23 protein-coding genes are annotated in these 21,857 nt (G+C 65.3%); 20 read left to right on the top strand and 3 right to left on the bottom strand.

Translation table 11 applies throughout. The annotated features are described in order from the left end of the window. Positions 1–2: 2 nt before the first annotated feature. The 15 genes from LCM4577_RS32245 to LCM4577_RS32175 all read left to right on the top strand — a co-directional run bounded on the left by LCM4577_RS32245 (position 3) and on the right by LCM4577_RS32175 (position 13,053). Positions 3–920, top strand: a complete 918-nt coding sequence (locus LCM4577_RS32245; protein WP_052467882.1) for an ABC transporter permease — start codon at positions 3–5, stop codon at positions 918–920. Beyond that, positions 917–1,876, top strand: a complete 960-nt coding sequence (locus LCM4577_RS32240) for a nucleoside hydrolase (protein WP_071074749.1) — start codon at positions 917–919, stop codon at positions 1,874–1,876. Before LCM4577_RS32245 ends, LCM4577_RS32240 begins: the two co-directional genes overlap by 4 nt. After that, a complete protein-coding gene (locus LCM4577_RS32235) occupies positions 1,873–2,628 on the top strand; it encodes a glutamine amidotransferase (RefSeq protein ID WP_041008450.1) in 756 nt (251 codons plus the stop codon). The genes LCM4577_RS32240 and LCM4577_RS32235 overlap by 4 nt, the downstream gene beginning before the upstream one ends. Position 2,629: 1 nt before the next feature. After that, positions 2,630–3,391 carry an alpha/beta fold hydrolase gene (locus tag LCM4577_RS32230; protein WP_040983282.1) on the top strand — a complete coding sequence of 254 codons (762 nt, stop codon included), beginning with the start codon at positions 2,630–2,632 and terminating at the stop codon, positions 3,389–3,391. Then, the gene (locus LCM4577_RS32225) at positions 3,376–4,314 is read left to right on the top strand and encodes an acetamidase/formamidase family protein (RefSeq protein ID WP_071033267.1); all 939 of its coding nucleotides are present in this window, start codon (positions 3,376–3,378) and stop codon (positions 4,312–4,314) included. Before LCM4577_RS32230 ends, LCM4577_RS32225 begins: the two co-directional genes overlap by 16 nt. 104 nt (positions 4,315–4,418) lie before the next feature. Beyond that, positions 4,419–6,059: a Na+/H+ antiporter gene (locus LCM4577_RS32220; protein ID WP_071074748.1), complete on the top strand. Its 1,641-nt coding sequence runs from the start codon at positions 4,419–4,421 to the stop codon at positions 6,057–6,059. A gap of 125 nt (positions 6,060–6,184) precedes the next feature. Continuing rightward, positions 6,185–7,498, top strand: a complete 1,314-nt coding sequence (gene glyA / locus LCM4577_RS32215; RefSeq protein ID WP_071074747.1) for a serine hydroxymethyltransferase — start codon at positions 6,185–6,187, stop codon at positions 7,496–7,498. A gap of 81 nt (positions 7,499–7,579) precedes the next feature. Then, positions 7,580–8,155 carry a hypothetical protein gene (locus LCM4577_RS32210; protein WP_071033309.1) on the top strand — a complete coding sequence of 192 codons (576 nt, stop codon included), beginning with the start codon at positions 7,580–7,582 and terminating at the stop codon, positions 8,153–8,155. Positions 8,156–8,369: 214 nt separating this feature from the next. Next, positions 8,370–8,849, top strand: coding sequence for a transcriptional regulator NrdR (gene nrdR / locus LCM4577_RS32205; RefSeq protein WP_040983276.1), 480 nt, complete (start codon positions 8,370–8,372; stop codon positions 8,847–8,849). 2 nt (positions 8,850–8,851) lie between these two features. After that, positions 8,852–9,982: a bifunctional diaminohydroxyphosphoribosylaminopyrimidine deaminase/5-amino-6-(5-phosphoribosylamino)uracil reductase RibD gene (ribD, locus tag LCM4577_RS32200; RefSeq protein ID WP_041006418.1), complete on the top strand. Its 1,131-nt coding sequence runs from the start codon at positions 8,852–8,854 to the stop codon at positions 9,980–9,982. Beyond that, a complete protein-coding gene (locus tag LCM4577_RS32195) occupies positions 9,982–10,599 on the top strand; it encodes a riboflavin synthase (protein ID WP_040983272.1) in 618 nt (205 codons plus the stop codon). Before ribD ends, LCM4577_RS32195 begins: the two co-directional genes overlap by 1 nt. Then, entirely contained in the window at positions 10,599–10,778 is a 180-nt protein-coding gene (locus LCM4577_RS32190) for a DUF1778 domain-containing protein (protein ID WP_040983270.1), read from the top strand. The genes LCM4577_RS32195 and LCM4577_RS32190 overlap by 1 nt, the downstream gene beginning before the upstream one ends. Before the next feature lie 72 nt (positions 10,779–10,850). Beyond that, positions 10,851–11,345 carry a 6,7-dimethyl-8-ribityllumazine synthase gene (gene ribH / locus LCM4577_RS32185; protein WP_040983268.1) on the top strand — a complete coding sequence of 165 codons (495 nt, stop codon included), beginning with the start codon at positions 10,851–10,853 and terminating at the stop codon, positions 11,343–11,345. Beyond that, positions 11,342–11,836 carry a transcription antitermination factor NusB gene (nusB, locus tag LCM4577_RS32180; protein ID WP_040983266.1) on the top strand — a complete coding sequence of 165 codons (495 nt, stop codon included), beginning with the start codon at positions 11,342–11,344 and terminating at the stop codon, positions 11,834–11,836. The genes ribH and nusB overlap by 4 nt, the downstream gene beginning before the upstream one ends. Next, entirely contained in the window at positions 11,833–13,053 is a 1,221-nt protein-coding gene (locus LCM4577_RS32175) for an MFS transporter (RefSeq protein ID WP_071033273.1), read from the top strand. Before nusB ends, LCM4577_RS32175 begins: the two co-directional genes overlap by 4 nt. Before the next feature lie 69 nt (positions 13,054–13,122). Here the strand turns inward: LCM4577_RS32175 and LCM4577_RS32170 are convergent, their stop codons facing one another. Next, a complete protein-coding gene (locus LCM4577_RS32170; protein WP_040983262.1) occupies positions 13,123–13,695 on the bottom strand; it encodes an NADPH-dependent FMN reductase in 573 nt (190 codons plus the stop codon). A gap of 236 nt (positions 13,696–13,931) precedes the next feature. On the opposite strand from LCM4577_RS32170, the gene LCM4577_RS32165 reads away from it, so the two are divergent. The 5 genes from LCM4577_RS32165 to LCM4577_RS32145 all read left to right on the top strand — a co-directional run bounded on the left by LCM4577_RS32165 (position 13,932) and on the right by LCM4577_RS32145 (position 20,207). Next, entirely contained in the window at positions 13,932–14,843 is a 912-nt protein-coding gene (locus tag LCM4577_RS32165; protein WP_071074746.1) for an ABC transporter substrate-binding protein, read from the top strand. Between the two features lie 122 nt (positions 14,844–14,965). Further along, complete coding sequence (locus LCM4577_RS32160) at positions 14,966–16,129, top strand: ABC transporter permease (protein ID WP_071033274.1); 1,164 nt, start codon at positions 14,966–14,968, stop codon at positions 16,127–16,129. Then, entirely contained in the window at positions 16,126–17,064 is a 939-nt protein-coding gene (locus tag LCM4577_RS32155; RefSeq protein WP_071074745.1) for an ABC transporter ATP-binding protein, read from the top strand. Before LCM4577_RS32160 ends, LCM4577_RS32155 begins: the two co-directional genes overlap by 4 nt. Beyond that, the gene (locus LCM4577_RS32150) at positions 17,061–17,810 is read left to right on the top strand and encodes an ABC transporter permease (protein WP_040983254.1); all 750 of its coding nucleotides are present in this window, start codon (positions 17,061–17,063) and stop codon (positions 17,808–17,810) included. The genes LCM4577_RS32155 and LCM4577_RS32150 overlap by 4 nt, the downstream gene beginning before the upstream one ends. 255 nt (positions 17,811–18,065) lie before the next feature. After that, positions 18,066–20,207: a sodium-translocating pyrophosphatase gene (locus LCM4577_RS32145; protein ID WP_071074744.1), complete on the top strand. Its 2,142-nt coding sequence runs from the start codon at positions 18,066–18,068 to the stop codon at positions 20,205–20,207. A gap of 94 nt (positions 20,208–20,301) precedes the next feature. Here LCM4577_RS32145 and LCM4577_RS32140 read toward each other — a convergent pair whose 3' ends face one another. Both LCM4577_RS32140 and LCM4577_RS32135 read right to left on the bottom strand, forming a co-directional pair. Continuing rightward, on the bottom strand, positions 20,302–21,291 hold the full coding sequence (locus tag LCM4577_RS32140; protein WP_071033277.1) for a glycosyltransferase family 2 protein: 990 nt from the start codon (positions 21,289–21,291) through the stop codon (positions 20,302–20,304). A gap of 1 nt (position 21,292) precedes the next feature. Next, positions 21,293–21,838 (bottom strand): dTDP-4-dehydrorhamnose 3,5-epimerase family protein, encoded by a 546-nt coding sequence (locus tag LCM4577_RS32135; RefSeq protein WP_083354923.1) that lies wholly within the window; start codon positions 21,836–21,838, stop codon positions 21,293–21,295. Positions 21,839–21,857 lie beyond the last annotated feature (19 nt).

The raw sequence follows: 21,857 nt of genomic DNA, 5'->3' as shown, positions 1-21,857 counted from the left end.
GGATGAACCTCACATCGCTGCTCGCCGCGGTCCTCGAACAGTCGACCCCGATCCTGCTTGCCGCGCTGGCGGCGATGATTACCTTGCGCGCCAACATCCTCAACGTCGCGGTCGAGGGCATGATGCTGGCGGCGGCCTTCGCCGCCGTCGCGGTCGGCGACTGGAGCGGCAGCGCCTGGCCGGCCTTCCTGTCGGCGTTGGTGGTCGCGGTGGTGCTGTCGCAGCTCCTGGCGCTGCTGACCCTGCGCTTCTTCGCCGATTTCATCGTGGCGGGCCTAGGCATCAACCTGCTCGCCGCCGGCGGCACCTTGTTCATTCTCGAGCGCTACTACAACAGTCCGGGCGGCCTGAGGCCGATCGCCTTTCCCGACATCTGGCACATACCGGCCGGATCGCTGTCCTGGTTGCCGGTGCTCGGCCCGGCCTTCGAAGGCCAGAGCGTCATCGTGGTGATCGCGCTTGTCGCCGTGCCGCTCACCTATGTCTTCCTCTACAAGACGCCACTCGGCGCCAGCCTGCGGGCCGCGGGAGAGGACGAGCACGCAGCGCGCTCCGCCGGTATCCGCATCGCCGCCATGAAGGCCCTGTCCTTGGCGATCAGCGGCCTGCTGGCCGGGCTCGCCGGCGCGCAGCTTGCCATGGACAAGCTGCATTTCTTCCTGCCGGACATGACCAGCGGCCGCGGCTTCATCGGCCTTGCCGCAACGCTGTTCGGCGGCGGCCAGCCCTGGATGACGGCGGCGGCGTCTTTCCTGTTCGGCTTCTTCGGTGCTCTGGGCGACCGCCTGCAGGTGTTCGCCATCCCCTCGCAGTTCGTGCTGATGCTGCCTTATCTCGCCGCCATCATCGGCCTGACTTTCGCCCGCTGGCGCATCCTCGTGCGCAACCGGCCGGCCCGAATTCGGGATAATCCCCAATGACGAAGCCGATCATCCTCGATTGCGATCCGGGCAATGACGATGCTCTCGGCATCCTGGTCGCGGCCGGTCATGAGGCGCTCGACCTGAAGGCGGTGACGACGGGCGCCGGCCATCTCGCCGGCGACCGCACGGCACGAAACGGCGCCATTGCCGTGGCTTTCACAGGGCGCGACGACGTTCCGGTTGCTGCTGGCGCCATGGGGCCATTGGTGCGCGAAAGGTTGATCGCTGGCATTCTCGACCAGACCAGCGCGCTCGATCCGGAGCGGCCGGATCTTGACGCCGTCCCACTCGATCCACGTCACTCCAGCGACCTCATCGCCGAGCTCGTCGTTTCGGGCGTCGCAAGCACCGTCGTCACCACTGGTCCGCTGACCAATCTGGCCTTGGCGTTGCGGCGCAACCCCGGTCTGCCGCAGAAGATAGAGCGCGTCGTGTCGCTCGGCGGCGCATGGGGGCTCGGCAACAAGACCGCGGCGGCGGAATGGAACGTGCTGTGCGACCCGGAGGCGGCAGCCATCGTGTTCGGAGCCGGCATTCCCTTGACGCTCGTTCCGATCGACGTCGGACCGCAGGCGGTTATCACCGATCGATTGATTTCGGACACCGAGGCGATCGGCGGTAGGGTCGGGCGTTTCGCTGCCGAGCTCTTGCGCTCGCTGAACAAGACATTCCGCCCGGGCGTGTTCGGCCCTGCCGCCATGCCGCTCAACGATCCCGTGGCGTCCCTTGTCGCGGCCGAGCCTTCCCTGGCCAGGACGGTTCCGGCGCGCCTCGAGGTCGAGCTCGCCGGCAGGTTGACCTATGGCCGCACGGTCATCGACTTTGCCAGACGCTCCGGAGCGCCGAACGCCGAAATCGCCGTCGAGCTTGACGGGGAGGGCATCCACGCCGCCTTCATCGCCGCGCTGAAGCGGTTGGCCAGACGGCCCGACAGAACAGGAGAGGAAGTATGACAAAGAGCCATCGCGTCCTGATAGCGGGTGAATCCTGGACCGTTCATTCGATCCACCAGAAGGGCTTCGATTCCTTCACCACCACGGAATACGCCGAAGGCGTGCGCTGGCTGCGCGATGCCCTTGAGGGTGGAGGTTGGGACGTTGTCTACCAGCCCGCCCACGTCGCCGCGCGCGATTTCCCCTTCAGCGCCGGCGAGTTGGCGAAATTCGACTGCATCATGCTGAGCGACATCGGCGCCAACACTTTGTTGCTCCACCCCGACACGTTCGTGCGCTCGAAGACGCTGCCCAATCGCCTCGAAGCGATACGCGACTATGTCCTAGGCGGCGGCGGACTGGTGATGGTCGGCGGCTATATGACCTTCCAGGGCATAGACGCCAAGGCGCGCTATCGCGATACGGAGGTCGCCGAGGTGCTGGGCGTGGAGATGGAGGCAGGCGATGACCGCGCCGAGCGGCCGCAAGGCGTGAAGCCGCGTGTCGCCGCAGCAAATCATCCGATCGTCGGCGGACTGGAAGCGGAATGGCCGGCGCTGCTCGGTTACAACCGCTTTGCCGCCAGGCAGAAGGCGACGGTGGTCGCGACCGTCGGCAACGATCCGCTGATCGTCGCGGCTGAATTCGGCAAGGGGCGGTCGGTCGCCTTCGCGTCCGACTGCGGGCCGCACTGGGCACCGCCGGCCTTTGTCGATTGGCCAGGCTACACGACGCTCTGGCGGCAGATCGTCGGCTGGGCGGCGGGAGTCTGATATGGTCACGCTCAATATCATGCGCTGGGGCGACCGCGGCGCGCCGAAGACGATGGTGGCGCTGCACGGCATCACCGCCAATGCGGGCGCCATGACCGAGCCGGCCAGGCTGCTTGCCGCGCGCGGCTGGCAGGTGATTGCTCCCGACATGCGCGGCCATGGCGAAAGCGCGCGCGGCAATGGCGATTTCTCCTTCGACAGTCTGCTCGCCGATTTTGCCGAGAACCTGCCCGACGCGCCGGATGTGCTGCTTGGCCATTCCTTCGGCGGCACGCTGGCGCAGCTTGGCGTGCTGCGCGGCCTGTTCCGGCCGAAAGCGATGCTTCTGGAAGACCCGGTCTCGCATTTCGCCGACAAGGCGACGCCGAAGGGCATGTTGGACTGGGACGAGGCAAACCTGCCTCACGACATTGAGGGGTTGCTGAAACTCAATCCCGGCTGGTCGCGGCGGGACGCCGCCTGGAAGGTCGTGTCGCTCGAGCAGATATCCTTCGACGACGCGCGTTCGGCCTTCGCCGGCAACGCGCCCTGGGACCTGCGGGACGAGGCGGCGCGCCTGGCCAAGATGCTGCCGACGGTCTGGGTCCTGCCGGACGTGAGCCGGTTCGTCCCGCCCGACGACACCCAGCGCCTGCGGGCGGAGGTCGGCGAGCGGTCCGTCGTCGTGATGCCCAATGTCGGCCACAGCATCCATCGCGACGCCACGCAGGCATTTGTCGACATTGTCGAGAAACTGGGAGCCGGCACTTGGTTCGACCGCTGAACGACGGGCACGATTTCGTCTTCCAATTGGGAGGGCATGCGCCGCGGCTTTCCGTCGGGCCCGGCGAGCAATTCACGGTCTTCACCGAGGATTGCTTCTCCGGCCGGCTGACCAGCGTCGACGGCAGGCCGCGCGAGGTCGCGCCTTATCCAAAGGTGAACCCACTGGTCGGTCCGATCGCTGTCGAAGGCATCAAGGCCGGYGATATCATGGCAATCCGCCTTCACCGCCTGGAGCCGGCACGCGACTGGGGCGTGGCGACGATATCGCCGAATTTCGGTTTCCTGTCGGGAACTCGCGCCTCGCCCAATTTGCAGGCGGAGCAGGAAGAGCGGGTGTGGATCTGGCGCCTTTCGTCCGCTCGAACCGAACTGACCACGCAGACCTCCTCCGGCCGCACGCTGCGTGCCGGCTATCGGCCGTTCCACGGGACGCTGGGCGTCGCGCCCGCGCATGGCGAGGTCCGCCTCGGCGTGGTCCCTGGCGACTTCGGCGGCAATTTCGACATCCCGGATCTGACCGAGGGCGCAACGCTTTACCTGCGGGCCAATATCGATGGCGGGCACATCTATATCGGTGACGGCCATTACGCGCAGGGCGACGGCGAGATCGCCGGCACCGCGGTCGAGGGCGCCTTCTTCACGACCCTTTCCGTGGAGAAGGCCACCGCGGACGGGAGCTTCGACTGGCCGCGCCTGGAGACCGAAAACCATATCGGTGTCATCGGCTGCGCGCGGCCGCTGGACGACGCCGCCCGCATCGCGGCCGCCGGGCTGGTGCGCTGGGTAGCGCATCGTACAGGCCTCGATACGATGGACGCGCATCAACTGGTCAGCCAGACCTGCAACCTGCGCATCGGCAATGTCGTGAATCCCGCTTTCACGGTGCTTTGTTCCGTGCCGAAGGCGGTCCTGTCACTTTAGCGATACGGCGGCCCGTCCGCGATTGGTGCGGCCGCTCGATGCCCGGGCGGCTGGACGCGAGGCCGGCAATTGCCCATGGTCGGTGGAACAGCCGGAATCGCACCATGGACGTCGCCGTCTTCATCCTCGTCGTGCTCGCCTTCGTGACCGTTTCGGGCGCGTTGGTGCGCCTGGTGCGCGTGCCGCTGCCGGTGCTGCAGATCGCTATTGGCGTCGCGCTTGCCTGGCCTGCGCGAGGCGTTCACATCGAAGTGGATCCGGAACTGTTCCTGCTGGTGTTCATTCCGCCGCTTCTGTTCGGCGACGCCTTTTCGGCGCCGAAGCGTGAGCTGATGGCGCTGCGCGGTCCGATCCTCGACCTCGCCATCGGGCTCGTCTTCTTCACCATCGTCGGCTTCGGCTACGCCTTGCACTGGCTGGTGCCGAGCATCCCGCTGGTGGTCGCCTTCGCTTTGGCCGCAGTGCTGTCGCCGACCGACGCGGTCGCCGTGTCCTCGATCGTCGACCGCAATCTCGTCCCGGCGCGGCTGATGCACATATTGGAAGGCGAGTCGCTGCTCAACGACGCCTCCGGTCTGGTGATGTTCCGCTTCACGGTGGCGGCGGTGCTCACGGGCAGCTTTTCGTTTGCCGGGGCATCCCTGAGCTTCCTCCTGGCCGTGGCGGTCGGCATCCTCGCCGGTGTCGCGGCGCTGTTCATCGCGGCGAAGTCGTTGCAGATTCTCAGCCGTATCACCAGCACACCGGCAGAAGCGCAGGTGCTGGTTATGGTCCTGCTGCCCTTCGTCGCCTATCTGATCGCCGAGCATTTCGGCGCTTCAGGCATCCTGGCGGCGGTCACCGCCGGGCTTCTGACCGGATATTCCGGCATCGTCCGCCACATGGCGGTTTCGGCACGCATCCAGACGATCTCGCTCTGGTCGATGCTGATCTTCATGTTCAACGGCTCGCTGTTCATCCTGCTCGGCCTGCAACTGCCAGACATTATCCGCAAGGTACCGCCGGAACTGACCACCCGGCACTGGCTGTTCGAGCCGGCCCTGACCGTGCTGTTGCTCACGCTCTGCCTTATCGGCCTGCGCTTCGTCTGGATCTGGATCGGCGACATCGGGGCGGTGCTTGCCGCGCGGCTCGGCAAGCGCAAGGCCGAACCCTTTGGCTTTCGCGTCAGGCTTGCCGGCTCGATCGCCGGCGTTCGCGGCGCCGTGACGCTGGCCGGCATCCTGTCGCTGCCGCTCACCTTGCAGGACGGCACGCCCTTTCCGGCGCGCGACCTCGTGATCTTTCTTGCGGCCGGCGTCATCATCTGCTCACTGGCGATTGCCAGCCTTGCTTTGCCGACGGTCGCGCGCGGTCTCGTCGAGCCGGGCGAGCAACCGGGCGCGGCTGAAGAGCGCAGGGCTCGCGTCGGCGCCGCCAACGCGGCAATCGCCAGGATCGAAGGCCTCGCAGGCGACAGTAACGAAGGCGAGGCGGCTGAGATGAAGCTCGCCATCGCCGAGAGCGTCGCCTCTATCTACCGGCGCCGCATCTCGCTCTCCGACGGCGCCGACGAAGCGCGCGCCGAGGCCCGCGAATCCGGCCGCATCGAGATCGAACTCAGGCTTGCCGGCATCGAGGCCGAGCGCGCCGAGCTGCAGGCGATGCTTCGCCGCGGCGACATCAACGACCACACCGCGCGCAAGCTGTTCACCGAGATCACCTTCTCCGAAGCGATCCTGAAGGGCCGCGCGCCACGGGATTAGAACCGGGTGCGCTGTCTTGGCGCAAACCGGCCAGCAAATTTCGCGCCGCAAACGTGGCGGCCCGAAAACAACTGTGTTAATGCGCGGCGACCTCGCAGACCTCCGGCCCCAAGGGAAAGCAAGCCATGTCAAATGCAGCGGCAGCCTCCAGCAAATTCGAATCCTTCTTCGAGACCACGCTTGCCGACGCCGATCCGGAAATCTTCGGCGCCATCCGCAACGAACTCGGTCGCCAGCGCCATGAGATCGAGCTGATCGCGTCCGAAAACATCGTGTCGCGCGCGGTGCTCGAGGCGCAGGGCTCGATCATGACCAACAAATATGCCGAAGGCTATCCGGGCAAGCGCTACTATGGYGGCTGCCAGTTCGTCGACGTGGCCGAGGAACTGGCCATCGAGCGCGCGAAAAAGCTGTTTGGCTGCAACTTCGCCAACGTCCAGCCAAACTCGGGCAGCCAGATGAACCAGGCGGTGTTCCTGGCGCTGCTGCAGCCCGGCGACACCTTCATGGGTCTCGACCTGAATTCGRGCGGCCATCTCACCCACGGCTCGCCGGTCAACATGAGCGGCAAGTGGTTCAAGGTCGTCTCCTATGGCGTGCGCAAGGACGATCACCTGCTCGACATGGACGCGATCGAAAAGACCGCGCATGAGACCAAGCCGAAGCTGATCCTGGCCGGCGGCACCGCCTATTCGCGCATCTGGGACTGGAAGCGTTTTCGCGAGATCGCCGATTCGATCGGTGCTTATCTGATGGTCGACATGGCCCATATTGCTGGCCTGGTCGCCGGCGGCATGCACCCGTCGCCACTGCCCTATGCCCATGTCGTGACCACGACGACGCACAAGTCGCTGCGCGGCCCGCGCGGCGGCATGATCCTGTGCAACGACGAGGAAATCGCCAAGAAGATGAACTCGGCGGTGTTCCCGGGCCTGCAGGGCGGCCCGCTGATGCATGTCATCGCCGCCAAGGCGGTCGCGCTTGGCGAGGCGCTGAAGCCGAGCTTCAAGGCCTATGCCGAAAGCATCGTCGCCAATGCCAAGGCGCTGGCGTCCAGCCTGCAGGAGACCGGCCTCGATATCGTCTCCGGCGGCACCGACAACCATCTGATGCTGGTCGATCTGCGTCCGAAGAACGCCACCGGCAAGCGTGCGGAAGCAGCGCTGGGCCGCGCCAACATCACCTGCAACAAGAACGGCATTCCGTTCGATCCGGAAAAGCCGTTCGTCACCTCGGGCGTGCGCCTCGGCACGCCGGCCGGCACCACACGCGGCTTCGGCCAGGCCGAATTCCGCGAGATCGGCAAGCTGATCGCCGAGGTGCTGGACGGTCTGAAAGTGGCGAATTCCGACGAGGGCAATGCGGCGGTCGAGGCCGCGGTGAAGGCCAAGGTCACGGCGCTGACCGATCGCTTCCCGCTTTACCCCTATCTCGGTTGACCAGGCGCCGCGCGTCATCTTTTATCCCTGCGCTGCGCGCCGCTCCTTGATCGGGCGGCGCGGCTTACCGGAGACTTGATGATGCGCACTTCCCGCTTTGCCGCCTTGGTCCTGTTTGGCTCGCTGACCGCTTCCGCCGCGGTCGCTGAGGAGCAGACGAACGCCGACTTGTCGGCCACCAATACGTTCGGCAAGTGGACCACCATCATCGATACGCTCGATACCGGGCAGGACGCGCACAAGACCTGCGCCGCCTCGACGGCTTTCGTCGACGGCACCGGCAATGCCGGGTCCCTGACGCTGTCGATCTCGACCGGCGACGCGCTGCCGCCGGACGCGTATCCGGCCATCATGTTCATTATCGACAACAAGACCCTGCCGACCGGCGACAAGATCGCCGCGACCTTCGGTGATCCGGGCGTGAAGGTTGCGGCGACCGTAAGCTCCAACGCCGCCGCCGGCGGTCGTCCCAGCTGGATGGTCGACAACCAGGCCAAGACCAGCCTTGCCCTGCTGCGCGCCATGCGCAAGGTTACCTCGCTCGATGTGACTTTCGGCAAACAGAAGGTCACCAGCATCCCGATGGACGGCTTCACCAAGGCCTATCGCAATCTCGGCACGTCCTGCGGGTTTTCGACCAAGGACGTCGCGCCTTGACGCTTGCCCGCCGGCGGGGCAGGGCGCTGGCAATCTTGCTCCCGCCTCGCTATCTCTGAGACACAAAAGGCTCTAAGCCTTTCGCCCACCAGAGTGAGATGACGCTTCCTTGAATCGCCCTCTCACTCTAAAATTTTGTTTTTGAAGCATGATCTTCTCCGAAAAGCCTGCAACTTTTCGGGATCATGCCTGAATCGCGAACCCAAGGCTTTCCATGCGCTGCCCCTATTGCCAGTCCGAAGATACGCAGGTGAAGGATTCGCGTCCCGCCGAGGATGGCGCGGCGATCCGCAGGCGGCGGGTGTGCCCCGATTGCGGCGGTCGTTTCACCACCTTCGAGCGCGTGCAGCTGCGCGACCTCGTCGTCATCAAGAAGTCCGGCCGCAAAGTGCCCTTCGACCGCGACAAGCTGCTGCGCTCCGTCGAGATCGCCGTGCGCAAGCGCAATGTCGACCCTGAGCGTATCGACCGCGCCGTTACCGGCATCGTGCGCCAGCTCGAAAGCTCGGGCGAAACCGAGATCGCCTCGGGTGAGGTCGGCCGGCTGGTCATGGAGGCATTGAAGTCGCTGGATGACGTCGCCTATGTCCGCTTCGCCTCGGTCTATCGCAATTTCCGCGAGGCCAGGGATTTCCATGAACTGCTGGGCGAATTGAAGGGCGACGAGGAAAAGACCGAAGAGGACGCCGGCTGATCATGGCGGGACCGCGACTGGACGAGGCCGCGCAGGCGGCCGTTGACCGCCGTTTCATGGCCGCGGCCATCAGGCTGTCGCGCCGCAATGCCGGCCGCACCTCGACCAACCCTTCCGTCGGCACCATCATCGTGCGCGACGACGGCGCCGGGCCGATGATCGTCGGCACCGGCGTGACGGCAGTCGGCGGCCGCCCGCACGCCGAGACCGAGGCGCTGACCGAGGCTGGCGAACTGGCCCGTGGCGCCACTGCCTATGTCACGCTGGAGCCTTGCGCCCATCACGGCCGCACGCCGCCTTGCGCCAATGCGCTGGTCAATGCCGGCATAGCGCGGGTGGTGGGTGCGGCGAGCGATCCCGATCCACGCGTCTCCGGCCAGGGCTACGCCATCCTGCGCGCTGCCGGCGTCGAGGTGGTGGAGAAGGTGCTGGCGGCCGAGGCTGCCGAGCAGATGGCCGGCTATCTGACTCGCTCTCTGAAAAAACGCCCCGAAGTAACTCTGAAGCTTGCGCTTTCCAGCGACGGCAAGATCGGCCGCAAGGGCGCCGGCCAGGTCGCCATCACCGGCGAGATCGCGCGACGCGACGTCTATCTGATGCGCGCCGAGTCTGACGCCATCCTGGTCGGCATCGGCACGGCGCTCGAGGACGATCCGGCGCTGACCGTGCGCCTGCCGGGACTGGAGAACCGCTCGCCGGCGCGTATCATCCTCGATCGGCAGATCCGGTTGCCGGAGACGTCCAAGCTGGTTTCCGGAGTCGACCGCGTGCCGCTCTATGTCGCCGCTTGCCTGGAAGCCGACCCGCATCGGCGGGCGGCGCTCGAACGTGCCGGCGTGCGCTTCATCGGCACCGAAACCCATGACGGCGTCGTCGCTTTGCCGGAATTGCTGGAAGACCTTGCCGCGCTAGGCATGGCAAGCGTTTTGGTCGAAGGCGGCGCCCAGGTGGCCAAGGCCTTCCTCGATGAAAATCTTGTCGACCGCATTGTCCTCTTCCAAGGCCCGGACGCCATCGGTGAGGACGGTATTGCATCGCCCATCGACGCCGACCATATCCCGGCTGGATTTCGCAAATTGCGTGACATGCGCTTCGGCGAGGACGCTTACGCCGAGTGGGTAAGGGGTCTGTAATGTTTACTGGCATCGTCACCGACGTTGGCACGGTAGCCGCTGTGAAGCCGCTCGCTGAAGGCATCGGCCTGCGCATCGACACCGCCTATGATCCTGACACCATCGCGATTGGCGCTTCGATTTCCTGTGGTGGCGTCTGCCTCACCGTGACCGCGCTTCCCGAGCAAGGCTCGAACGCGCGCTGGTTCGAGGTCGAGGCCTGGGAGGAAGCGCTGAGGCTGACCACGGCTTCGAGCTGGAAATCCGGTACCCGTATCAACCTCGAACGGGCGCTGAAGATCGGCGACGAGCTCGGCGGCCACATCGTCTCCGGCCATGTCGACGGCACCGCCGAGATCGTCGAGCGCAAGGAGGAGGGGGATGCCGTGCGCTTCACCCTCGAAGCGCCGCGCCACCTGGCGAAGTTCATCGCGCCCAAGGGGTCGGTCGCGCTCGACGGCACCTCACTCACCGTCAACAAGGTCGAAGGCACCCGCTTCGACGTGCTGCTCATCCATCACTCGCTGACCGTTACCACCTGGGGCGAGCGCCGGGCGGGCGACCGCGTCAACATCGAGATCGACACCATGGCCCGCTACGCGGCGCGCCTGGCGGAGGCGGCGAAAGAGGGGCTGTGATGACCAAGGACGAAATTGGCTCCGCTCGGCGAGAAAAGCTCCACGTCGAGGACGCGCCCGGCCTCAATCTGTCGGTCGACGATCGCAAGGTATTCGTTGAAGCGCTGACCAATCCGCGGCCGGTGAACGACCGTCTGAGGGACACGGTGCGTCGCTATCGCCAGGCTACTGGCGTCTGACTGCAGCAATCTTCCGCTTGCGATCAACCCGGCTTCGGCCTAAGTCACCGGCAACCCCCCCCGGAGACTTTTATGGCTGGCACATCCCAACACGGCAAAGCGTTCATTCGCCCGAAGGCGAAGGCGCATCTGCTCATTGTCGAAGCGCGCTTTCACGACGATCTCGCCGACGCCCTGCTCGAAGGCGCGACCGGCGCGCTCGATGAGGCCGGCGCCACCTATGACGTGGTGACGGTTCCCGGTTCGCTTGAAATACCGGCCGTCATCACCTTCGCGCTCGATGGCGCGGCCGAAGGCGGCACGCATTATGACGGCTTCGTCGCGTTGGGCACCATCGTCCGCGGCGACACCTATCATTTTGACATCGTCGCCAATGAATCGAGCCGTGCGCTAATGGACTTGTCGGTGCAGGAGGCGATCGCGGTCGGCAACGGCATCCTGACCACGGAGAACGACGCGCAGGCATGGACGCGTGCGCGAAAGACAGAAGGCGACAAGGGTGGCTTCGCCGCGCGCGCGGCGCTGACCATGATCGCGCTCAAAGAGAAATTCGGAGCCCAATCGTGACCGAGCCCGCCTCGACCGGATCGGTGCGCCACGCCAACAAGCGCGGCGCCGCCCGTCTTGCCGCCGTCCAGGCGCTCTATCAGATGGATGTGGCCGGTAGCGGCGTCTTCGAGATCACGGCCGAATACGAGACCTTCCGCCTCGGCAAGGAAGTCGATGGCGCGCTCTATCGCGAGGCCGACGCGCAATGGTTCCGCGCCATCCTGACCGGCGTCGTCGAGAACCAGAAGACCATCGATCCCGTCATCCGCCAGGCCCTGACCGAGGACTGGCCGCTGTCGCGGCTGGATTCGACGCTGCGCGCCATCCTGCGTGCCGGCGTCTATGAACTGATGAAGCGCGAGGACGTGCCGGTCGCCGTCATCGTCTCCGAATATGTCGACATCGCCAAGGCGTTCTACGAGGAAGACGAGCCGAAGCTGGTGAACGCCGTGCTGGATCGTGTCTCGCGCCGGGTACGCGGCGAGGGACGTGGCAAGGACGCCTCGTGACAACCGCGACTGCGGCGATCGTCGAGGCCGGAAGGGAAGGGCGCCGCACCGCCGTCTTGCTTGCCGCCGCGCAGGCGATCGTCGGCTCGGCCGCGCCGATCGCCATTTCGCTCGGCGCGCTTGCCGGTCAATACTTGCTCGGTCCCGACAAGTCGTTGGCGACGGCGCCGATCACCGGATTCAATCTCGGCGTGGCGCTAGGCGCTTTGCCGGCTGCCGCCATCATCCGCAGCCTCGGCCATCGCGGCGGCTTCACGACCGGCACCGTGGTCACCGCATTCGGCGGCCTGATCGCCACCCTCGCGCTCTTCCACGGGAGCTTCTGGCTGTTCGCCTTCGGCCTCTGCGTCATCGGCGTCGGCGGCGCCTTCGTCCAGCAGTTCCGTTTCGCCGCCGCCGACAACGCGCCGCCCGAATTCAAGGCACGCGCCATCTCGTTCGTGCTGGCGGGCGGCATCATCACCGCCATCCTCGGGCCGCAGATCGTCATCTACACCCGCGAATTGCTGGCCCCCGTCATGTTCGCGGGATCGTTCGCCTCGATCCTGCCCCTGGCGGCGGTCGGCGCGCTCGTCCTGTCGTTCCTGCGCGTTTCCCCACATGCAAACGCCGTGACCGAAACGGACACAAGCGATGCCCGACCGTTGGCTGAAATCGTCACCCAACCGCGTTTTGTCGCAGCACTTTTCTGCACCGTCGGCAGCTATGCGCTGATGAGCTTCGTCATGACCGGCGCGCCGCTCGCGATGGTAGGCTGCGGCTTGTCGGAAGACGATGCCACGCTGGGTATCTCCTGGCACGTCATGGCCATGTTCGGGCCGAGCTTCTTCACCGGCACGCTGATCCACCGCTTCGGCGCCGAGCGCATCGTCGCCACTGGCCTTATCCTGTTGATCGGCTGCGCCGTCGTCGCGCTTTCCGGGCTGGCGCTGTGGCAGTTCTGGACCGCCTTGATCCTGCTCGGGCTCGGCTGGAATTTCGGTTTCATCGGCGCAACCGCAATGGTCGCCGCCAGCTACCGGCCCTCCGAGAAGAGCAAGGTCCAGGGCTTCCACGACTTCGTCCTGTTCGGCTCCGTCGCATTCTCCTCGCTGATGTCGGGCGCGATCTACAATGCCTGGGGCTGGACCATGCTGAACTGGATTGTCTTTCCGGTCGTCGCGCTCTGCTTTGTGGCGCTCGGCACGTTGAAGCTTGTGGGCGCTCCCAAACCTTGAAGGGGCGCCCGACCCGCTCTTCCGGCCACTTGAACAACCTGCCTGACCTGCCTGAAAACGAGGCCAGCGTCATGCATCCGGCGGGAGCACCTGCAGGACCCGCGCGATGAACATGTGGAACTCCTGCATGTAGTTGCGCAGGAATGTCTCTGTTGACGCCACGGTCACCTCGCCATCGTCGGTGATCAGCCCCGGAGTGAACTGAATGTAGGCTTCGGGCGAATTCATCTGGGGAGCGTTGCAGAAGCTAAGCACGCTGCGCAGGCTCTGCTGGGCGACGGCGGTAGCGATCGCGCCCGGCGACGTTCCGATGACGGCGGTCGGCTTGCGGGCAAAGGAGTTCTTGCCGTAGGGGCGACTGGCCCAGTCGATCGCATTCTTCAGGCCGCCGGGGATCGATCGGTTGTACTCCGGCGTGACGAAAAGCACCGCCTGGACCGACGCGATGGCTTTCTTGAACTCCAGGGCGACGGGTGGGAAGGCTGCGTCATAGTCGTAGCTGTAGAGCGGCAGGTCCTTGAAAGAGATTTCCGTCATTTCAAGTTCGGGCGGCGCCAGTCTGACGAGGGCCTTCGCAAGCTTGCGGTTGATGGAGCCCTTGGCGAGGCTGCCGATAAGGTAGCCGACTTTGTGCTTGGCCATGACACACTCCTGTTTTGGCCGCCGACCCGCCTTTCTAGTATTCCCCAGAACAGGGCAGGCCGCCACCCGGCCTTAGGTCGGCATTGCGCTATGTCGGGTTGAACAGCGCTTTTGTCGGATCGAACAAAATTATTGCGCCTGTCCCCCGAGTTATGAAACCGTGTACCCCGACTGCCCGTTATAGCCGTGCTCATATGCAGCCACCGATCAATCGGTTCACAGCAAGGGATTTCACAATGTTTTCAATCGGAAAGCTCGCCGTAGCAGCCATCGCGCTCGGCCTTGCCACTGCCTCGGCCAGCGCCCAGGTGGTTGTCTCCTCGAAGATCGATACCGAAGGCGGTGTGTTGGGCAACATCATTCAGCTCGTGCTCAACGCCAACAACATCAAGACCACCGACCGCATCCAGCTCGGCGCGACACCCGTGGTGCGCAAGGCGATCACCGCTGGCGAGATCGACATCTACCCCGAATATACCGGCAACGCGGCCTTCTTCTTCCAGAAGGCCGACGATCCGGTCTGGAAGGATGCCGCCAAGGCTTACGAGACCGCCAAGAAGCTCGACTACGACGCCAACAAGATCGTCTGGCTGTCGCCGTCGCCGGCCAACAACACCTGGGCGATCGCGCTGCRCAAGGAGGTGGCCGACGAGAACAAGCTCGTCACGCTGACGGACTTCGGCAAATATGTCGCCGGCGGCGGCAAAGTGGTGCTGGCGGCTTCCGCCGAGTTCGTCAATTCGGCGGCGGCCCTTCCGGCCTTCCAGACAACCTACGGCTTCACACTGAAGCCCGACCAGCTGATCACGCTCTCCGGTGGCGACACCGCGGCGACCATCGCGGYCGCGGCCAACCAGACCAACGGCGCCAACGCCGCCATGGTTTACGGCACCGATGGCGGCATCCAGCCCTCCGGCCTTGTCGTTCTCCAGGACGACAAGAACGTGCAGCCGGTCTACCAGCCGGCACCGATCATCCGCGAGAAGGTGCTGAAGGAACATCCCGAGATCGAGACGCTGCTGAAGCCGGTGTTCGCCAAGCTCGACCTTACTACGCTGCAGGAGCTCAATGGGCGCGTGCAATTGGGTGGTGAGCCTGCGAAGGGGGTGGCCGAGGACTTTTTGAAGAAGAACGGGTTCCTGAAGTAGATCGCGGCATAATAAACGCGAGTCGGAGAGGTGCGGTTGGCGGAACTGCTGATCTCCCCCGCAAGGGGAGATTGGCTGTCCCGTAGGCTTTCGCCAATCGCCAAAGCCGCAGGGGGTAAGCAATGACCCTTCGTTTCGACAAGCTCGGCATCGTCATCGCCGCGATCGTCGCCTACGCGGCGCTCTTCGCCCCGTTCGCCACGTTCCGCGCCAACCGTATCGTGCCGGGGCAAGCGCGTTCGATCCTCGAAGCGTTGCCGCCGACGCTTGGTATGCTGCTGCTGGCGATCGTGATCGTGGGCGGCATCATTGCTCTGCTGAAGACACCGCTCATCATCAGGCTGGCCGCCAGCATCGTCGCGCTGGTCGCTCTTGCGATCCTGATCGGCGTCGCCGGTGCTTTCCTGACGCCCGACGGCAACACGTTCGCCCGCATCGCCCCGGCCTCCGGTTTCTGGCTGCTGATCTTTGCCTTCACGCTGCTGCTGGCCGATGTGCTGACTCGGCTGAACCTGTCGCCCTGGTCTCGCGTGGGGGTCTTGATGATTGCCGCTCTGGCCATCGCCGCGCTGCTTGTGTCGGGCCTTTGGGACAGTCTCTCCATCCTCAAGGAATATGCCAGCCGCGCCGACAGCTTCTGGGCCGAAGCCTCCAAGCACGTCACGCTGGCGCTCGGCTCGCTGGTCGGCGCGGTGATCGTCGGCATACCCCTCGGCGTCCTTTGCCATCGCGTCGAGACGCTGCGGGCAGGAGTGCTCAATGTGCTCAACATCATCCAGACTATTCCTTCGATCGCGCTCTTCGGCCTGCTGATCGCTCCGCTCGGCTGGGTCGCCCTGCATGTGCCAGGCGCCGCCGCTATCGGCATCAGGGGCATCGGAACCGCGCCCGCCTTTGTGGCGCTCTTCCTCTATTCGCTGCTGCCGGTGGTGGCCAACACCGTGGTCGGGCTGGCTGGTGTACCCCGCGCGGCCAACGACGCCGCGCGTGGYATGGGCATGACCGACCGCCAGCGCCTGCTCGACGTCGAGTTTCCGCTCGCCTTTCCGGTGATCCTGACCGGCATCCGCATCGTGCTGGTGCAGAATATCGGGCTCGCCACCATCGCGGCGCTGATCGGCGGCGGCGGCTTCGGCGTGTTCGTCTTCCAGGGTGTCGGCCAGACGGCGATGGATCTGGTGCTGCTCGGCGCGCTGCCCACCGTGGCGCTGGCCTTTGCCGCGGCGATCATCCTTGATGCGGTGATCGAGATGACAGCCACCAAGCGCAGGGTTGAGACGGCATGATCGAGATAGAGGGCATCACCAAGCGCTACGACGCAACGACGGTGGTCGATAATGTTTCGATGGTCATCGAGCCCCGGACCATCGCCACCATCGTCGGCACGTCGGGATCCGGCAAGACGACGCTGCTCAGGATGATCAACCGGCTGGTCGAGCCGACCTCGGGCGTCGTCAGGCTCGACGGCGCCGACAACCGCTCCGTGCCTGGCTATCAGCTGCGCCGCAGCATCGGCTACGCCATTCAAGGCCATGGCCTGTTTCCACACCGCACGGTGGCGCAGAACATCGCCACCGTGCCGCTGCTGCTCGGCTGGGACAGGGATCGCATCAAGGCGCGTGTCGACGAGCTGATGACACTCTACCAGCTCGACCCGCAGGCCTACGGCCCGCGTTACCCGCACGAGCTTTCCGGCGGCCAGCAGCAGCGTGTAGGCGTCGCCCGCGCTCTGGCCGCCGAGCCAAACGTGCTTTTGATGGACGAGCCCTTCGGCGCGCTCGACCCGATCATCCGCACCAAGGCGCAGGAGGATCTGCTGGCGATCCAGAAGCGTTTCGGCACCACCATCATTCTCGTCACCCACGACATGGAAGAGGCCGTGCATCTGGGCGACAAGATCGCCGTCATGGATGCCGGCAAGCTGGTGCAATACGCAAAACCGGCGGAGATCCTGGCGAGGCCGGCAAGCGATTTCGTCGAGACGCTGGTCGGCGCCAGCGAAAAGCCGTTCCGGCTGCTGTCGCTCGGGCCTGTGCGCGATGCCGTGGAGCCGGGCGGCGCCGAAGGCRAGGCGATCCCAGGTGACGCCACGCAGCGTGACGCGCTGGCCGAATTATTATGGTCCGGGCGCCCCGCGCTGCCGGTGAAGGACGCCGACGGCAAGCCGCTAGGCCGTGTCACCGTCGAAGGCTTGGTGAAACGCGCGGCGAGGCCGCAATGAAAGCCTGGCTGCCCGCGCTGCTGAGGCTGGCCGTCCTGGCGTTGCTGGTGGTCTTCATCACCAGCCCCGGTTGGTTCGAGCCGCTGCTGAAGCCGCTGACCGAGAATGGCGCGCCGGCGATCTACAACCAGGGCAGCCTGCTGACGCTGACCCTGCAGCATCTGCGCACCGTGCTGGTCGCGACCGTGGCGGCGACGATCGTCGCGGTGGCTTTAGCCATCCTGGTTACCAGGCCGGCCGGCGCCGAGTTCCTGCCCTTGTCGCGCAGCCTGGTCAATATCGGTCAGACGTTCCCGCCGGTTGCCGTGCTGGCGCTTGCCGTGCCCGCCGTCGGCTTCGGCGAGAAGCCGACGCTGATCGCGCTTTTCCTTTACGGCCTGCTGCCGATCTTCGAGAACGCGCTGACGGCGCTCACCACGCTGCCCGGCAACGTCATGGAGGCGGCGCGCGGCGCCGGCATGACCGGCTGGCAAAGGCTGATGAAGGTCGAGCTGCCGTTGAGCGCCCCGGTGATCCTCGGCGGCATCCGGCTTTCCGTGGTCATCAGCCTGGCCACCGCCACCATCGGCTCGACGGTTGCCGCCAAGACGCTGGGCGAGGTGATCATCGCGGGCCTTATCTCGAATAATCTTGCCTTCGTTCTGCAGGGCGGCCTGATCGTCGCCGCGCTCGCGGTGCTGATCTATGACGGCCTCTCGGCGATCGAGCGCTACGCCGCGCGGCGCATGGGGCAGGGCGCCGAATAGCGCTAGGTCGGCGGATTGCGCGAAGGTGCCCTCGCGTCATTTCAATCGATCTAATTCCAGGCCCGTGCTGGCACAACGTTTACTGCCTTCTTCTTTTGGGCGAAAGCCGGGCAAAAACCGAACAATATCTTGACGTTCCAAGCCTTGTTTCGCATACACCCCAGCCAAGGGGTGGATTCCGTGCGCGGCATGCATCTCCGTTCCAACGGCCCAGGGAGGGGTTCTTTTGGGCCAACAATCGAGGAAAATCCGGCAATGACCATCATTACCGCCGTCATCGCCTGCGGCTTGCTTTCAGTCCTTTACGCCATCTGGGCGACACGTTCGGTCCTTGCGTCCGATCAGGGCAATCAGCGCATGCAGGAAATCTCCGCGGCCATCCGCGAAGGCGCTCAGGCCTATCTGGCGCGCCAGTACACCACCATCGCCGTCGTCGGCATCGTCGTGCTCCTGCTCGCCTGGTGGCTGCTCTCCATCACCTCCGCGATCGGTTTCCTGATCGGCGCCGTGCTTTCGGGCGCCGCCGGCTTCATCGGCATGCATGTCTCGGTGCGCGCCAATGTTCGCACCGCGCAGGCCGCATCGAACAGCCTTGCCGCCGGCCTCGACATCGCCTTCAAGTCCGGGGCCATCACCGGCCTGCTGGTCGCGGGCCTGGCGCTGCTCGGCGTCTCGATCTACTACGCCATCCTCACCGGCCCGATGGGCCTGCAGCCGAATGATCGCGTCGTCATCGACTCGCTGGTCTCGCTCGGCTTTGGCGCGTCGCTGATCTCGATCTTCGCCCGTCTCGGCGGCGGCATCTTCACCAAGGGTGCGGATGTCGGCGGCGACCTCGTCGGCAAGGTAGAGGCCGGTATTCCCGAGGACGATCCACGCAACCCGGCCACCATCGCCGACAACGTCGGCGACAATGTCGGCGATTGCGCCGGCATGGCCGCCGACCTGTTCGAGACCTATGCGGTGACGGTCGTCGCCACCATGGTTCTGGCCGCCATCTTCTTCGGTGGCACCGCGGCTCTCGGCGCGGCCATGCTCTATCCGCTCGCCATCTGCGGCGCCTGCATCCTGACCTCGATCGTCGGCACCTTCTTCGTCAAGCTGGGCTCCAACGGCTCGATCATGGGCGCTCTCTACAAGGGCCTGATCGTCACCGGCCTGCTATCGATCGTCGGTCTTGCCGCCRCCACCTCCGCCACGGTCGGCTGGGGCGAGGTCGGCACCGTTGCCGGCGTCGCCATCACCGGCAAGAACCTGTTCATCTGCGGCCTGATCGGTCTGCTGGTGACCGGTTTGATCGTGGTGATCACCGAATACTACACCGGCACCAACAAGCGCCCGGTGAACTCGATCGCCCAGGCGTCGGTCACCGGCCACGGCACCAACGTGATCCAGGGCCTTGCGGTCTCGCTGGAATCGACGGCGCTGCCCGCCATCGTCATCGTCGGCGGCATCATCGCCACCTACCAGCTCGGCGGCCTGTTCGGCACCGCGATCGCCGTCACCACCATGCTCGGCCTTGCCGGCATGATCGTTGCGCTCGATGCCTTCGGCCCGGTCACCGACAATGCCGGCGGCATTGCCGAAATGGCCGGCCTGCCCAAGGAAGTGCGCCACTCCACCGACGCGCTCGACGCGGTCGGCAATACCACCAAGGCGGTGACCAAGGGCTATGCCATCGGCTCAGCCGGCCTTGGCGCGCTGGTGCTGTTCGCGGCCTACTCGAACGACCTCAGGTTCTTCGCCGCCAATGGCGACAAGTACCCCTACTTCCAGGGCATGGGCGAGATCTCCTTCGACCTGTCCAATCCATATGTCGTCGCCGGCCTCATCTTCGGCGGCCTGATCCCTTATCTTTTCGGCGGCATCGCGATGACCGCCGTCGGCCGCGCCGCGGGCTCCATCGTCGAGGAAGTGCGCAAGCAGTTCCGCGAGGACAAGGGCATCATGGCCGGTACCTCGAAGCCGAATTATGCACGCGCGGTCGACATCCTGACCAGGGCGGCGATCCGGGAAATGATCATCCCCTCGCTTCTGCCGGTGTTGGCGCCGCTCGTCGTCTATTTCGGCGTGTTCCTGATCTCGGGCTCGAAGGCTTCGGCCTTCGCGGCGCTCGGCGCCTCGCTGCTCGGCGTCATCGTCAATGGCCTCTTCGTTGCCATCTCGATGACCTCCGGCGGCGGCGCCTGGGACAACGCCAAAAAGTCGTTCGAGGACGGCTTCACCGACAAGGCCGGCGTCAAGCACCTGAAGGGTTCCGAGGCGCACAAGGCCTCGGTCACCGGCGACACCGTCGGCGATCCCTACAAGGACACCGCCGGCCCGGCCGTCAACCCGGCGATCAAGATCACCAACATCGTCGCGCTGCTTCTGCTCGCCGTGCTCGCGCACGGCTGATCGCGGCGGAGATTGCAGGACAAAGCCCGCGGGAGCGATCCCGCGGGCTTTGCTTTTCGGCATGACGTCATGCATTCCGCGTCCCGGCGGCCACTCAGTCGGCTTCCCGCCTTTCGCTGCCATGGCGATAGCGGGCCAGCAATTCGTCGGCGTCTGGTTCTCGCTCGGGCATTGGCGGCAAGCCGCGTGTCTGGCGCAGCATGGCAACGAGCGTTCCGCGGCGATAATGGCGACGGAAGGAACGCGCTCGCGGATGCATGCCGAGGGCAGCCAGCAGCCTGCGTCTGAGGTAACGGGAGCGGCTTGGCAGGGCAGGTTCCTCGGCGTTGCCGAGAATCCTGACGCGCAGTGCGTCCGGCGCGCTCATTGCTTCCAGCAATTCTTCCTGCTCCCAGGCTGCGTCGTGGACATAGCTGCCTTCGCGCGCGCCCGAATGCAGCATAAGCACCGTCAGATGCGGCATCGTCGCGATCCGCGCGCCCTTGCGCCAGGCGCGAAATAGCCAGTCCTGGGAACTCTCGCAGACGCACTGGCTTGCCGGACGCCACGGCCCGAGCCTTGGCAGCGAGCTCCGCCGGATCATTTGCGTCGAACCGTATCCCACCGTGATGACGGGATCATAGAAGCCGCCGCGCCCCTTTCCGAGAAGGGTGTGCTTGGAGCCTTTGCTCTCGGCCGATACGACGGCCGCGCCCCGTGCGAGGACCACATCGGCGCTGGTGGCGTCGATCCAGCCGCACATGGACGCCAGATGGTCGGGAAACCAGAGATCGTCATGGTTCAAGATGGCAATGAAGCGTCCGCTGGCGCGGGCAAAGCCGATATTGTTAGGCCCCGACTGCTCGCCGAAATTCACCGGAAGATCGACATAGGAGATGCGGGCGTCTTCGAATGCGGCGACTACTGCGGCGGTGTCCGCCCGACACGCGTCGCCGATGACGATCGCCTCCCAGTTCGGCATCGTCTGGGCCAGGAGGCTCTTCAGCGCCTGGCGCAGCGCCGCCGGGCGATTATGCGTCGCGATGACGACCGAAACCAACGGTTCGAGCCGTCCGATTGACGCGCGGGGGCCGGCCGGTTCCACGCTATACCAGCTTGTAGGGGATCTGTTGCGTATCGGGTGGCAGCCGCCAATGATCGGGCGCGTCATAGGCGTAGGCCTTGTCGACGAGGTTGAGCAGCAACGCCGACTCCGGTCCGAGCGCGACCACGCCGTGCCAGACACCGGGCGGAATGGTGACGATTGCCGGGCGCAAGGCGCCGATGATCTTGTGCCAGACCGTGCCGAAACTGGGCGAGGCCTTGCGCCCATCGAAAAGCGATATTCGCACGCTGCCGGCGCAGCAGAACAAACGGTCTAGGGTCACGGCATGCGCGTGCCAGCCCGTCACGGCGCCCGGATACATCGTGCGTTGGAACACTTGCCCGACCGGCGACTGGTCGAGCGCCCATTCCTCGCGAAAGATCTCTGTCAGGTAGCCGTTGGACGTCGCGACGGATCTGATTTCCTTGATCCCGACGCCCTCGATTGCCGGAGGGTCGATCGCAAGCCAGTCGGACGTTACGGTTGGCTGGTCGGGTGTGCCCGTGGCCATCCAACCTTCCGGTTCTGCGCGCTCGTCGCCGATCATTTCAAGTTCCCCCGAACCC

Source organism: Mesorhizobium sp. LCM 4577, assembly GCF_001854795.2.
Taxonomy (GTDB): Bacteria; Pseudomonadota; Alphaproteobacteria; order Rhizobiales; family Rhizobiaceae; genus Mesorhizobium; species Mesorhizobium plurifarium.
Note: the sequence above shows the minus strand (reverse complement) of the source record. Positions and strands in the feature narration are given on the sequence as shown.